Consider the following 14486-nt stretch of genomic DNA (forward strand, 5'->3'; position numbering starts at 1 on the left):
GCGCTTGAATCCTGATCGCGCAGGCGGCTGCGATGACAGTTAGCTTCGCGTCAGCTTCGGATCCCCTGTATTCAATGGAGCTTTCGCAGCAGCGCGCGCACGCGTGACGTCTCGGGCCCAGGAAGCCCGGCACGCGCCGCACGGCGCTGTTCCATTTTCCAGCAGCAGCGAGTGGAGGAGACACCATCTTGCGCGTGCTAAAACATCTTTACGTGCAGGTTCTGATCGGACTTGCGGCAGGCATTCTCGTCGGTTATTTCTGGCCGGATCTGGGCGTCCAGATGAAGCCGTTCGGTGATACCTTTATCCGGCTCATCAAGATGCTGATCACGCTGGTGATCTTCTGTACCGTCTCCGTCGGCATCGCGCGGATGGAGAATCTCAAGCAGGTCGGGCGCGTCGGCCTCAAAACCATCATGCACTTCGAAGCGGTGACGACGGTGGCGCTCGTCATCGGCCTTGTCGTCGCCAATCTGCTGCACCCCGGCTCCGGGCTGAACATCGATCCGAAGACGCTCGATACGCATGCAGTCAGCCATTACGTGACGGAAGTTCACGCGCAGTCGAACACCAGCTTCCTCGAAGAGATCGTGCCGAATTCGGTCGTGGGCGCGTTCGCACGGGGCGATCTGCTGCAGGTGTTGCTGTTCTCGGTGTTGTTCGGCATCGCGCTATCGATCATGTCGCGGCGCAGCCGCTTCCTGTCGCGCGTGATCGAACAGAGCGGCGAAGCGCTGATGCGGATCGTCGAAATGATCATGCGCCTGGCTCCCCTTGGCGCGTTCGGCGCGATGGCGTTCACAGTCGGAAAATATGGCATTTCGACGTTGCAGCAACTCGGTCTGTTGATCGTGTGCTTCTATCTGACGAGCATTCTCTTCATCGCCCTGGTGCTGGGCACGATCTGCCGCTGGGCGGGCGTGGGGTTGTGGCCGCTGCTCAAGTATCTGCGTGAGGAACTGCTGATCGTATTGGGCACGTCTACAACGGAATCGGTGTTGCCTCGTTTGATGGAAAAGCTCGAACGGCTTGGGTGTCCGAAGCCGGTAGTCGGGCTCGTGCTGCCGACGGGCTATTCGTTCAACCTCGACGGCGCCGCGATCTATCTGACGATGACCTCGCTCTTCATCGCGCAGGCCACCAATACCCATCTCACGCTACTGCAACAGATCGGGCTGCTGGCGATATTGATGGTGACGTCAAAGGGCGGCGCGGGCGTGGCGGGTGCGGCGCTGGTCGCACTGACGGCGACACTGTCGACGCACAACATCATTCCGGTTGCGGGCATCACGCTGATACTCGGTATCGATCGCGTGCTCAACGAGGTTCGCGCGATCGTGAACATGATCGGCAATGCGGTGGCGACGATTGTCGTCGCCCGCTGGGAAGGCGCATTCGATGTGCAGGCCGCGCGCAAACTGCTGGCCGCGCCGCCGGAAGTTCAACGCGGCGAGCCGCAAGCGAACGCAAGCGATGTCAACGACATGGCGCCGCCCGCGTATGTACAGGAGCGCTCGAATTGAGCACGAACCTGAATACGAATCCGCGCGCGACGCGCAAGAAGATCGTCATCAGCGAATTCATCGACGCTTGCGCAGTCGCAGCGCTCAGCGAGCGCTTCGACGTGCATGCCGATGCGTCGCTTGTCGATCAACCCGTTGCGTTGAACGCGTTGCTGGCCGATGCCGACGCGCTGATCGTGCGCAATCGCACGCAGGTAAGGGCCGCGCTGCTCGATGCCGCGCCGCGTCTGAGCGTAGTCGGGCGTCTGGGTGTCGGGCTCGACAACATCGATCTGGACGCATGCGCGCAACGCAACGTATCGGTGTTCCCGGCGACGGGTGCGAATGCACGCGCGGTGGCCGAGTACGTGCTCGCCACGGCACTGATGCTGCTGCGCGGTGCATACCGTTCGAGCATGGAGGTCGCGGCGGGCAAATGGCCGCGCGCGGCGCTTTCGAATGGCCGCGAAGCGGCGGGTAGCACGCTTGCCGTAATCGGCTTCGGCGGCATCGGGCAACTCGTTGCGCAGCTCGCGCGCGCGCTGGGCATGCAGGTGCTCGCCTACGATCCGCTGCAGCCGGCCGACGCGGCGTGCTGGGCCGCGACCGGCGCACGCCGCGTGAGCATCGACGAAGCGTTGCGTGCCGCCGATGTGATCACGCTGCATGTGCCGCTCGTCGACAGCACGCGCAATCTGCTCGGCGCATCGCAACTCGCGGCGCTGAAGCGCCACGCGATTATCGTCAACACGTCGCGCGGCGGGATCGTCGATGAAGCGGCGCTTGCCTTGGCGTTGCGCGAAGGCCGCATCGGCGGCGCGGCGCTCGACGTTTTCAACGATGAGCCGCTCGCCGCCCGTTCCCCGCTGGCCGACGCACCAAACCTCATTCTCACGCCGCACATCGCGGGGCTGACCATGCAGTCGAACGAACGTGTCAGCACGCTCGTTGCGGCGCGCGTGACGGAGGCCCTGCTTGCGCAGCGTGATTCACACGTGACCGAAGGAATTTCACGATGACGCGAGTCTCAGCCGACGAACTGCTCGACCTCGCGACGCGCGCCGTCCGCAACGCGGGCGCAACGCCGGAGACCGCGACGGCCACGGCCCGCGCGTTGGTGTATGCAGACTCGTGCGGGTTGTCGTCGCACGGTGTTTCGCGTTTGCCGATGTACGTCGCGCAGTTGCGCAACGGGCGCGTCGATCCGCAGGCGAAGCCCTCCATTGTTGCGACGCGCAACGCCGCCGTGCTCGTCGATGCCGCCGATGGCATGGCGTTTCCCGCCTGCGCGCTTGCTGTCGAGACCTTGATCGGCCGTGCGCGCGAACACGGCAGCGCAGTGGCGAGCGTGACCCGCAGCCATCATTTCGGCGTCGGCGCATATCACCTGGAGGCGATCGGCGCGGCGGGCATGGTGGGCCTTGCGTTCAGCAATTCCCCGGCGGCGATGCCCGCGTGGGGCGGGCGTCATGCGCTATTCGGCACCAATCCCATTGCCGCCGTGTTTCCGCGCCGCAATGGCGACGCATTGATAGTCGACCTGTCGCTGTCGCAAGTGGCGCGCGGCAAGATCATGGTTGCGGCGCGCGATGGCAAGCCCATCCCGTCCGGCTGGGCGACCGCCCGTGACGGCACGCCGACCACCGACGCCAAGGCGGCGCTCGACGGCATGATGCTGCCGTTCGGCGGCGCGAAAGGCGCGATGCTCGCGCTGATGGTCGAGCTGCTGGCGGCGGCGCTGGCGGGCGCGAACTTCGGCTATGAAGCGGGATCGTTCCTGACCGAGGAGGGGGCACGCTCGCGGATCGGCCATCTGTTCTGGGCCATCGATCCGGGCGCGCTGGCGGGCAATGAGATGTACGTAGAACGGGTCGAGGCGCTTGTCGCGGCGATGTTGCAGGATGCGGATGTCCGTTTGCCAGGGCAACGGCGGCATGCGTTGGCCGACGCGGCAAGCCGCGATGGAATCGAGATTCCCGATGCGTTGCTCACACAGTTGCAGACATTGGTCGCGTGATGCGCGAATGCGCCGAAAGGAACCAGGCGCACTTCACGCGGGCGCCGGACCGCTCGTGCCACGCACGATCAGCTCGATCGGCAGACACTCGCGCTGCGGCGGCACGCCGTCCGAGAGCCAGCGCAGCAGTGCGCGCGCGACGCGTTCGCCGAGTTCGTAAGTGGGCAACAGCACGGTAGTGAGACCTGGTGTGATCTGCGAGACGATGGGCAGATTGTCGCAACCGACAATCGATAACTGCTGCGGCACGGCGATACCGGCCGATTGCGCTTCGAACAGGCAACCCAGCGCGAGCACGTCATTGCCGCAGAAAATGGCGGTTGGAGCAGGGCGCAATTGCGTCAGTAGCTTGAGCCCGGCGCGACCGCCTTCGAAGCCGAATGGCTGTTCGATGATGTTCGCATCAGGCAGACGGATATCGTGCTGTGCAAGGATTCGCCGGAAGCCTTCGATCCGCTGACGCGCGCGGTCGTTATGGCGCGTGAAGCCCGAGATCACGCCGAAGCGGCGATGACCGAGTTCGAGCAGATGTTCAGCGGCCAGTTGCCCGATCAACTGGTTGTCGAAGCCAATCGACGGCGGTGTATCTGCGTCGCCGCTGCCGGCTGCGCCGGGGCGCTCGGCGTGCGACCAGGTCAGCAGCAGCGCGACGTGGCTCGCGCGAATCAGTTCATAGGTTTGCGGCGCATGGTCGGTGCCGACCAGAACGATTGCGTCGACAGCACGTTCCAGCAGCGCGCGCACGACTTCGATTTCCGCGGACAGGTTGTACTCGTGCGCGGAGATCAGCAACTGATAGCCGGAATTCGACAGTGTGGTTTGCAAGCCTTGCACCGCACGCGCGAAGATCGCGTTGTCGAGCGTCGGCACGATTGCGCCGACCATTCGCGCACGGCCCAGCGCAAGCGCGCGCGCCGCGCCGTCGGGCACATATCCCAGCGTGGCGATCGCATCACGGATGCGCGCGCGCGTGTCCGCTTTCACCATGTCGGGGTTGGAGAGAGCGCGCGACACAGTTGCCGTCGAGACGCCGGCGAGTGTGGCGACATCGCTGATACGGGCGCGTGGCAAGGTATTCATTGCGGCAGATCAGACAGGTTTGGATAGGCTCAATTGATTGTAGTGCCCGATTGCAAGCGAACGACAGTACAACATCATTCGAATTGGTATAAATCCCGATGTGACCCGTGATCATAGCGTCTATATTCAAATGCAAGCGGTTACATTTCATTGCGCGGCGCGCTGCATTTCACGCCGCTGAACAGGCAGGAGACAATGTGTTCCCCGCATTGCGTTCACCGCGCTTCCTGTGCAGCATCGGCACGCTCGCAGCAACGCTCGCCGCGTGGTACGTGCTGACGGCTCTCACAGGCATCGTCGCACCGTCGAGATTCCCCACTCCGTTCGATACCTGGCAGGCGCTTGCCCAGGTGGTGACGGACGGTTATGCCGACGGCCGTCTCGACCAGCACATCGTGCAGAGCGTGAAGCTCGTTCTATACGGCTTCGCGACGGCGGCGGTGACGGGCGTGCCGCTCGGCCTCTGGATGGGCTACTCGCCGCGTGCGCAGGCGTTCTTCAACCCGATCTTTCTGCTGTTGCGACCCATTCCGCCGCTCGCGTGGATTCCGCTCGCGATCGTCTGGCTTGGACTCGGCGACTCCGCGAAGGTGATGGTGATCTGGTTCGCGGCGTTCGTGCCATGCGTAATCAACAGTTTCGCGGGCGTGCGCAATCTCGACGTGCCGATGCTCGAAGCCGCCGAGATGCTGGGTTTGCGGCGTTCGCGCTTCGTGCTGGAAGTGATGATTCCCGGCGCGCTGCCGATGATTTTCACAGGCTTGCGCCTCTCATTGCAGGCCTCATGGACGACGCTCGTGGCGGGCGAACTGATCGGTGCGGTCAAAGGTCTCGGGCATCTGCTGACGCAAGGCTCGCTCGACATCTATCCGGCGATGATCGTCGTTGCGATGCTGACGGTCGCGCTGTGTGGATGGTTGATGACGGTCGCGCTTGGGCAAATCGAACGGCAACTCATGCCTTGGAGAGCGAACAGATGAAACCGGGTCATCTGCGCGGTGTCGCGCATCCTGACATCGAGCCCGTCGGCGTCAATCGCGAGTCCGGCAGTGCGGCACGCACGTTGCGCCAGCGCAAGATGGTCGGCGAGCCTGGGCGTGCTGTGGCTCAACGCAACGTGCCGCTCTGGACGCTGAATGCCGCGGGGCTGATCGCATTCTTCGGCATCTGGTGGCTGGCATCGGCAGCAGAACTCGTCCCCGCGATCTTTCTACCGACGCCGCTTGCAGTCGTTCACAAGTTTGCCGATCTGCTCACGCATCCGTTTGTCGGTTACACGCTCGAAGTGCATCTGTGGTCGAGCTTGCAGCGCTATCTGATGGGCTTTTTGCTGGCCGTCGCGCTGGGTGTGCCGCTCGGTCTGACGATGGGCTGGTTCCGCTGGCTCGACTACTGCGTGACGCCGCTCTTCGAAACCGTGCGTTTCATCGCGCCGATTGCATGGGTGCCGTTTGCCGCGTTGTGGTTCGGCACGGGCATCGGTGGCCCGGTGCTGATCATTTTTGCGGGTGCGTTTCCGCCGTGCGTCGTCAATGCTTATCGCGGTGCGCAGCAGGTCGACGGCAGGCTGCTCGAAGCGGCGCGCATGCTCGGCGCGTCGAACCGGATGATCGTCTGCGAAGTGCTGCTGCCAGGCGCGTTGCCGTCGGTGATCGCAGGTGTGCGCGTCGCGGCGGGACTGGGCTGGATGTCGCTGGTCGGCGCCGAACTGATCGTCGCGTCGAGCGGCATTGGCTACATGATGGTCAAGGGACAAGCGGCAATCGACACTGCGACGGTGATGAGCGCGATGATCGCAATCGGTATGGTGGGCGCGGCAATCGACCTGCTGCTTGGACGCATCGAAGCGTACGCGATGCGCAACCGGCGCGTGGCCCGGCACTAGGGTCTGTTTACATATGGAACGCACGTGCGAATGCCCGCTATCGGGCGTCCCCCAAGGGGACTTCCTTCGGGGCGCAGGGCAAGGAGTAAGGAGCGCTGCGTGGCCGCGCCACGTGAGCGACGCACGACGCCGCCATGCGGCCGATAGCGGGCATTCCCCTGGAATGAAATTCAGAACTGGGGTTGCCGCGAGAAGGGCCGCTCGCTGCGTCATGCTTCTTGCGAATACGTCGAGTATTCGCGGCGTCGCAATCCTTGCGAGCGGCCCTTCTCGCGGCAACGCACGTGCGTTCCATATGTAAACAGACCCTGGCACCCGTGGCTTCACTCTCTCAACCGTGACGGAGCGCACGATGAGCATGATTCGTTTCAATGATGTGTCCCGCATGTTCAGGCGCGACAAGGCGAGCGTCGTCGCGCTGGAACACGTCGAACTGGAAATCGCCGACAAGGAATTCGTTGCGATCGTCGGGCCGTCGGGTTGTGGCAAGACGACGTGTCTGCGGATGGTCGCGGGTCTCGAGTTTCCGACTTCGGGCAGCGTGACGGTGGCGGGCCGCAAGGTGACACGGCCAGGACCCGATCGCGCGGTCGTCTTTCAGCAGTTCGCGCTGTTCCCGTGGAAGACAGTGTGGGACAACATCGATCTCGGCTTGCGCGCGAAGGGCATGGCCGCCGACGCAAGACGCGAAACGATCGAACGCTATCTGTCGCTGATGAATCTGCGCGGCTACGAGCAGGCGTATCCGCATCAACTATCGGGCGGCATGCAGCAGCGCGTCGCGATCGCGCGCGCGTATGCGCTCGACCCCGGCGTGCTGCTGATGGACGAGCCGTTCGGCGCGCTCGATGCCCAAACCCGGGTCGTCATGCAGGAAGAACTGGTGCGGCTCACGCGCGTGAATCCGCGCACGGTGCTGTTCATCACGCACGCGGTCGAAGAGTCGGTGTATCTCGCGGATCGCGTCGTCGTGATGACGGGCCGGCCGGGGCGCGTGAAAGAAGTGATCGATGTGAAGTCCGTGCGCGAGCAGCATGGCTGGGACGCGTGCAAGCGGATCGAAGACGTGATGGATCTCGAATCGTTCGTCCGGTTGCGCACGCATATCTGGAAGTCGTTGCGCGACGAACACGGCGCTGTCGAACGTGTCGCTGCATGAAGCTGCATAAAACTGCCACCGGTTCCAACGGCTGAGCGCAATACCCCATAAAACAGGAGACCAACATGAAACGTCTGCGTGCGATCCCTTTCATTGCGTTGCTCTGCGCGGGCAGTGCGGCGTTGCCGGGCACGGTGTGGTGCGCCGATCTCACTCTGATCAGGGTCAGCTATCAGCCCGCGCTGTATTGGGCGTTGCCGTTCTATGTCGCAACCGAAAAAGGGTGGTGGGCAGAGGTCGGATTGAAGCCCGAGTTTTCGGTGTTTCCCGCAGGCGTGCCGCAGATTGCGGCGGCGGCGTCGAAATCCTGGGACGTGGGCGGCACGGGTTCCGTGCCGGCGGTGCTCGGCTACAAGCGCTTCGGCATTCAGGTGATCGGCCTGACAAACGACGAATCGCAGGGCAACGTTCTGATGGCGAGCAAGGCGCGTTATGACGCGGTGCGCCGCAATCCGGCGTCGCTGAAAGGCCAGACCATCGTGTTGACGTCCAACTCGACGGGTGATTACGCGGTACAGGCATGCCTGAAAAAGTATGGGCTGACGAAGGCTGATGTGACGCTCAGGAACATGGGCCAGGCCGAGATCATTTCCGCTGTGTCGTCGGGCAATGCTGATTACGCGGGCGTGTGGGCGCCGTATGACTATACGCTCGAAGAGAAGGCGGGCGCGCGCGTGTTGTGCTCCGGTAAGGACGGCGGCGCATCGGTGCCCGGCGCGCTCGTCACGCGTGGCGAATTCGAGAAGCAGCATCCCGATCAGGTGACAAAATTTCTCGCCGTCTATCTGCATGCATGGGCGTGGATGAAGGCGAACCCTGACCAGGCCGTCGCGATGATGAAGAAGTTTTACCAGGAGGGCGGCGTCAACATCAGCGACGATTCGATGCGCAAGGAATTCGCTACGCGCCCGACCTTCGACCTGAAGCAGCAACTCGCCGCGATGGACCGCACGAAAGGCGCATCGCAGGCCGACGATTCGTTCACGAAGATCGCGCAGTTCATGCATGCATCGGGCGCGCTCGCGTCCGTCCCCGAAGCAAAAGACTATATCGACGACAGCGCGATGAAGCGTGTGTTGGGCGACCCTAAACTCGCGGCGTTCGCAATGGACGGCAGCAAATAACGCGCGGTCGCGATCGCGCAAAAAGGCCACGGTGTGGCCTTTTAAAAGCCCCTCGCTGCAAGCGCTTGCATCATTTTTAACATCGATGAAGGAGAAGGCGATGAGCGTGACTTACCTGAAGAAAGCAGCCAAGACGCCGGAAACCGAGACCGCGACGGCGCAACAGGTCGTCGGTGAAATGCTTGCGCAGATTCAGGCGCATGGCGAAGACGCCGCGCGTGCGTATGCGAAGAAACTCGATAACTGGGACGGTCCGATCATCGTCTGCGCCGATGAGATCGAACGGCGTGCGCTCGAAGTGCCCGCGCACGTGAAGGCCGATATCGATTTCGCCGCGCAACAGGTATTCGACTTCGCGCTCGCCCAGCGGCGCTCGATTGGGGATTTCTCGGTCGAACTGTATCCAGGCGTGACGGCAGGGCAAAAAGTGGTGCCCGTCAACGTGGTCGGCTGTTATGCGCCTGCTGGCAGGTACGCGCATATCGCGTCGGCATACATGGGCGTTGCGACTGCCAGGGCAGCGGGCGTGAAGACGGTGATTGCCTGTTCGAGCCCGTTTCGCGGAGGCGGCATCCATCCGTATGTGCTGTATGCGTTCAAGGCGGCAGGCGCCGATGTCGTGATGACGCTGGGAGGCGTGCAGGCGATTGCGTCGATGGCGTATGGGCTTTTTACCGGCAAGCAGGCGGACGTTGTGGTGGGGCCGGGCAACAAGTTCGTCGCGGAGGCGAAGCGCGCGCTCTTTGGCAAGGTTGGGATCGACGTCTTCGCGGGGCCGTCGGAAGTTGCGGTGATCGCCGACGCCAGTGCCGACCCGGCGATGGTCGCGAGCGATCTGGTCGGCCAGGCCGAGCATGGCCACGAGTCGCCGGCATGGTTGTTCACGACGTCGAAGGCGCTCGCCGACGAGGTCATTGAGCGGGTTCCGCAACTCATCGATGCGTTGCCGCCGACCGCACACGATGCCGCAGGCGCCGCGTGGCGCGACTACGGCGAAGTGATCCTGTGCGACACGCGAGAGGAAGTGGTAGACGTGTCTGATCGCTATGCATCGGAACACCTCGAAGTGCAGGCTGCCGATCTGGACTGGTGGCTCGAACATCTGACGTGCTACGGCTCGCTCTTTCTCGGCGAAGAAACGACGGTCGCATTCGGCGACAAGGCGAGCGGTCCGAATCACGTTCTGCCCACCAAGGGCGCAGCGCGCTATTCAGGGGGGCTCTCGGTGCACAAGTTCGTGAAGACGCTGACGTGGCAGCGCATGACGCGCGATGCGGCGAAGCGCATTGGCGAAGTGACGGCGCGTATCTCGCGGCTCGAAGGCATGGAAGCCCACGCCCGTACCGCTGACGACCGCTTGCAGAAGTACTTTCCCGACGAAGCATTCGTGCGTGGCGAACCGGTACAGGTATGAACGCCATCGGCATGTGCAATCGGTACGACGAAGGAGGACACCGTTGAACATCGCTCGACTATTCGACCTGAATGGCAGAACCGCGCTCGTGACCGGCGGCAACTCGGGCGTCGGCGAAGCGATGGCGCGCGCGTTGGGCGGGGCGGGTGCGCGCGTCGTGCTGGTGGCGCGGCGAAGTGATGCGCTCGACGAAGCGGCAATGCGGCTGCGGGATGACGGTATTGATGCGCACATGCACGCGTGCGATCTCAGCGACGCGCATGCGGCGCGCGCCTGCGCGCTCGACGCAGCGGCACAGCACGGCCAGATTGACATTCTCGTCAACGCGGCGGGCGTCAATCTGCGTCAACCATTCGATGAAGTAACGCCGCAAGCGTGGCAACAGCAGCTCGCACTGCATCTTGGCGCGCCGTTCTTCATGACGCAGGCGCTCGCACCCTCGATGAAGGCGCGCGGACATGGTCGCATCATCAACATCGCGTCGCTGCAGTCATACCGTGCATTCAACGATAGCGCGCCATACGGCGCGGCGAAGGGCGGTGTCGTGCAATTGACGCGTGCTATCGCGCAGGCGTGGTCACGCTACGGCATCACGTGCAACGCGATTGGGCCGGGCTTTTTCCCCACTGCGCTGACGGCTCCCGTTTTCAACGACGCGCGCGTCGCGGACATGCACGCGCAGAACACGTGCATCGGACGCAATGGACAACTCGACGATCTGTATGGCGTCACGGTGTTTCTTGCGAGTGACGCGTCCGCGTACGTCACGGGCCAGACCATCATGGTCGACGGCGGGTACACCGCGCGGTAGGCGGTAACGCAATTGCACGACGGAGAACGCTTGTGAAAGCACTTGTCTACACGCAGCCCAATGAGGTCCAGTTGCTGGATCGGCCCGAACCGCAGGCAGCCGACGGCGAGGTGATACTCAGGATCGATGCGGTCGGTATTTGCGGCTCCGATATGCATGCATTCCACGGCCACGATCCGCGACGCAAACCCGGCCTCATTCTCGGTCATGAGTTCGCCGGCACGATCGTGGAGACGCGCGCACCGCATCTGACGAAAGGCTTGCGCGTCACGGGCAATCCGTTGATCACCTGCGGGCACTGTGAATATTGTGTGCAGGGGCGCGACAATCTGTGCGCGAACCGGACGATGGTCGGCATGACGCGTCCGGGTGCATTTGCACAATATATGTCGTTGCCTGCGGGATGCGTTGTCGAAATTCCGCAGGAGATGCCCGCAACGCACGCCGCGGTGACCGAGCCGGCTGCTACGGCGCTGCATGCGCTGAATCTGTCGATGCGCGCGCTGCAAAGACCGTTGCCGGAAACCCGCGCGCTGGTCATTGGCGGCGGGGCGATTGGATTGCTGTCGGCGTTGTTACTGAAATCGTACGGCTGCCGGTCGGTCGAAATGGCGGAGGTCAATCCGCTGCGTCGACGTTCGGCGCAGCAGCATGCGCAGTGCGAGACATGGGATCCGTTGGACGCGCCGGCGCCTGAAAGCCGGTTTGAGTTCGTGATCGATGCCGTGGGCGCAAAGCCGACACGCGCGCTCGCGTTATCGTCGGTGAAGCCTGGCGGCGTCGTGATGCACATCGGCCTCCAGGATTGGGCAAGCGAAATCGATATGCGCAAGCTGACGCTCGCTGAAATCACGCTGCTGGGTACGTACACATATACGATGGCGGATCTTCGCGCGACGGTTTCGGCGTTGCACGAAGGCGCGTTCGGTTCGCTGGATTGGCTCGACGTGCGGCCGCTCGATGCCGGAAGCCAGGCGTTCGACGATTTGCAGAACGGCAGGACGGCGTCAGGGAAAGTCGTCCTGACGCCGGGCTTCTAAATTTAGGCCATAGCAGTCCAGCAGGAAAGCGAGACTGTCCGCGACAGACTCATTGTCGTCAGGCTTCGATCGGATTCCAAGCCTCGAGGACATCGACACTAACGATTGAACAATCCGCACGCCAACCATAAACACGACATTATAGTACTAATGTCGTGTTAAGTATTGAATTGTGTAGTATATGGTGCGTTTTACGTTGTATTATCAATATATCCACATTCAGTGATTCCATCTAAAGGCGTCTGTAAACTGACGCAAATCCCATGTTAAGGCGGGATATTTCGGTGTTCAATGTTTTTGCCAAATTTGCGTGGCTCTCGAATCAGTAGGATCCACCCAATGTCATCTAAAAGCGTCAGTCTTTCCCACCGAAAAACATCTGAAAGCCTCGGTGTTACTTCCGAATCTGAGCAGCGCCGGTCAACCGCGGACGAGATTGCACTAAATTTACGCCGCGTCATCCCTCTTGAGCCAGACGGAGTCTAAATCGAACCCCGAAAGTGACGGAAAGATTACAAATCCTTCTGACGGTTCACTGGTGTTCAGCGAAAGCCGATAGTCAGGTAAGTACACGACGGGAACGCAGGAGTCAACGATTCGGATGCTGCCGACATCTAACACTTCGCTTTCCCTTTCTCGCCGTTTCACAATTTCAAGCATCAGTGAATATGTCGCAAGCAAAAATGCGCTCAAGGGGGGCCTCGGTTCAAATTTTTCCATGTGACGAAGTCGTGAATGTGCTCCCCAACGCGCTTGATCGGGATTAACCCATCCGAAAGGCGTTGCCGGCCATAGCTCAAAACGCAAGCGGAACCACGCAAGTGCAAGTTGCCGCAAATCCCTGCCTTCTGTGCTCACAACCCCTCTTAGCATAAGCGTGCGAATGTCTCGCGCTAAGATGGCGCCTCCGCGCTTGCCAACTGCCCAGTTATGAAGTGCACGCAAGGTCGTCCTGTATGCAGTGCTCTCTCGCTCGGGAGAGCACTGCAGGTGACCGATACGCTCGTCATCGGAAGATTTGTTTGTTGTCAATTGAAGAGGCCAGCGCAACACGGTGATACGCTTGAGCGACTCCCCTCCCATCGATTCAAGTGCGCAAGCCGTCAATCTTCGGGCCATACCTCGGAGGATTGCTCGGTCGTCACACCAATGTGCCCATTTGAAAATCACTTTCCGCGACACGATGCGCATTACGTCTTTCGTTTGCAGGTCATCATCCCCCGCCCACCATTGTTGTAGTGGCCTGAATGCATCGAGAGACGACGTGTGGTCTCGAAGGTATTCGTGACTCTCTGAGGAAAACGGACTGCCCGACAGCGGCGCGCTGCAATGAGGGCAGTTGTAGAAGCCGGACCCATTGCCAATTCCGAAAGCGACGGTGCCCACCAGTCTTTTGCAATTGGGGCAGAATCTCGTTAGTACCTCGCCGTGGAGTGGGCATCGCTCAAGCCCTTCGAATTGATGCCAGTAGCTGTGGTACCCGCAGTCAAGGCATGAAGGACAGAATCGAAAGCTATTGGAAAAAAGCAAGCCCGATAACTCCCGGGTCGCAGCAAAAAACCTACTCTCCTCGCCGGGAAATTCCCAACCCGTCTGCGCAATGAACTTCTGTTTATCGACGTAAATACCGCGCGGATAGGGGCGAAGTCCCGAGTCACTCTTGAAGTCAACTAGCTTGGTAAGCGAGCTGCGACTCAGGACGTTGAAATATGCGAATCTTCCAATGATTGATGGCGTTGATTCGTATGGCAGGGGCGAGTACCTAAGGCCAACCCATTCGAACGTATCCATGATCGCCCTGGTCGACTAAATGTGTCCGTTGTAGACGTCAGCAGAGAGTTTGTCGGCCATTGCAGCACGAAATCCGGACGTTTCGAACACGCTATTCAAGATGTCGTTGGCTAAGCCGTCCAAAGAGCAGGACCCGCCGTCATGGTGTGTAGCTAACGATAGAAACTTTCGAATTATCGCGAAGACTGCGCCAGACGGAAATCCGAGTTCGAGCCACTTCGATTCCGCGGAGAGCTTACCGAACAAGGCATCCGTCATGTTCGCAAGGCGGAATCCTTTTGCGTATGCCATGGGAAGGAAAAATTGGACCCAGCTTTGCCCTCGCCCGTCTTCGGCTAAATCAACACATTCAAGAGTGAGTCTCAGGTCGTCTTGGTTTGAAACGCAACTGAAACTCATGTCACGCCGGAAGACATCCAAGCTTAACTTTCTCCAACTTTCGTTTTTTTCAAAATCACCAAAAAATTGTTCTAGTGTCGGCTGGTAGATGCCCGCCACCGTGATTAGTGATAACCCTTCTGCCTGCATTTGATGTCGTAGATCAAAAATAAATTCCAAATTACCTTTTTTTGGCTCTTTTGAAAATGCAGTGGGTAACGGGGCTCACGAGGCATGCGGGTTGAAGCCGGAGAAATCGAGCTTGCCAGCAACGAGAAAGAGGAC

At 61.1% G+C, this 14486-nt stretch carries 12 protein-coding genes; 10 read left to right on the plus strand and 2 right to left on the minus strand.

Annotated features, from left to right (window positions below; translation table 11 throughout):
• The first annotated feature begins 188 nt into the window (after positions 1-188).
• The 3 genes from dctA to HDG32_RS33825 are packed head-to-tail and all read left to right on the plus strand — an operon-like array spanning position 189 to position 3519.
• Complete coding sequence (dctA, locus tag HDG32_RS33815; protein ID WP_184073949.1) at positions 189-1523, plus strand: C4-dicarboxylate transporter DctA; 1335 nt, start codon at positions 189-191, stop codon at positions 1521-1523.
• A complete protein-coding gene (locus HDG32_RS33820) occupies positions 1520-2521 on the plus strand; it encodes a hydroxyacid dehydrogenase (protein WP_184043536.1) in 1002 nt (333 codons plus the stop codon). Before dctA ends, HDG32_RS33820 begins: the two co-directional genes overlap by 4 nt.
• On the plus strand, positions 2518-3519 hold the full coding sequence (locus HDG32_RS33825; RefSeq protein ID WP_184073950.1) for an Ldh family oxidoreductase: 1002 nt from the start codon (positions 2518-2520) through the stop codon (positions 3517-3519). Before HDG32_RS33820 ends, HDG32_RS33825 begins: the two co-directional genes overlap by 4 nt.
• Before the next feature lie 33 nt (positions 3520-3552).
• On the opposite strand, the gene HDG32_RS33830 is transcribed toward HDG32_RS33825, so the two are convergent.
• Complete coding sequence (locus HDG32_RS33830) at positions 3553-4599, minus strand: substrate-binding domain-containing protein (RefSeq protein ID WP_184043540.1); 1047 nt, start codon at positions 4597-4599, stop codon at positions 3553-3555.
• Between the two features lie 197 nt (positions 4600-4796).
• On the opposite strand from HDG32_RS33830, the gene HDG32_RS33835 reads away from it, so the two are divergent.
• The 7 genes from HDG32_RS33835 (at position 4797) to HDG32_RS33865 (ending at position 12032) form a co-directional block, all read left to right on the plus strand.
• The gene (locus tag HDG32_RS33835) at positions 4797-5579 is read left to right on the plus strand and encodes an ABC transporter permease (RefSeq protein ID WP_184073951.1); all 783 of its coding nucleotides are present in this window, start codon (positions 4797-4799) and stop codon (positions 5577-5579) included.
• Complete coding sequence (locus HDG32_RS33840) at positions 5576-6484, plus strand: ABC transporter permease (protein ID WP_184073952.1); 909 nt, start codon at positions 5576-5578, stop codon at positions 6482-6484. Before HDG32_RS33835 ends, HDG32_RS33840 begins: the two co-directional genes overlap by 4 nt.
• A 352-nt stretch (positions 6485-6836) precedes the next feature.
• Positions 6837-7643 (plus strand): ABC transporter ATP-binding protein, encoded by an 807-nt coding sequence (locus tag HDG32_RS33845; protein ID WP_018422900.1) that lies wholly within the window; start codon positions 6837-6839, stop codon positions 7641-7643.
• Between the two features lie 65 nt (positions 7644-7708).
• Positions 7709-8767 (plus strand): ABC transporter substrate-binding protein, encoded by a 1059-nt coding sequence (locus HDG32_RS33850; RefSeq protein ID WP_184073953.1) that lies wholly within the window; start codon positions 7709-7711, stop codon positions 8765-8767.
• 100 nt (positions 8768-8867) lie between these two features.
• Entirely contained in the window at positions 8868-10181 is a 1314-nt protein-coding gene (hisD, locus tag HDG32_RS33855) for a histidinol dehydrogenase (protein WP_184073954.1), read from the plus strand.
• 43 nt (positions 10182-10224) lie between these two features.
• The gene (locus HDG32_RS33860; protein WP_184066472.1) at positions 10225-10992 is read left to right on the plus strand and encodes an SDR family oxidoreductase; all 768 of its coding nucleotides are present in this window, start codon (positions 10225-10227) and stop codon (positions 10990-10992) included.
• 32 nt (positions 10993-11024) lie between these two features.
• Positions 11025-12032 carry a galactitol-1-phosphate 5-dehydrogenase gene (locus tag HDG32_RS33865; RefSeq protein ID WP_184073956.1) on the plus strand — a complete coding sequence of 336 codons (1008 nt, stop codon included), beginning with the start codon at positions 11025-11027 and terminating at the stop codon, positions 12030-12032.
• Between the two features lie 1806 nt (positions 12033-13838).
• On the opposite strand, the gene HDG32_RS33870 is transcribed toward HDG32_RS33865, so the two are convergent.
• The gene (locus HDG32_RS33870) at positions 13839-14351 is read right to left on the minus strand and encodes a hypothetical protein (RefSeq protein WP_221307953.1); all 513 of its coding nucleotides are present in this window, start codon (positions 14349-14351) and stop codon (positions 13839-13841) included.
• Positions 14352-14486: the final 135 nt, after the last annotated feature.

The sequence above is a fragment of the Paraburkholderia sp. CI2 genome (assembly GCF_014201055.1).
Lineage (GTDB): Bacteria > Pseudomonadota > Gammaproteobacteria > Burkholderiales > Burkholderiaceae > Paraburkholderia > Paraburkholderia tuberum.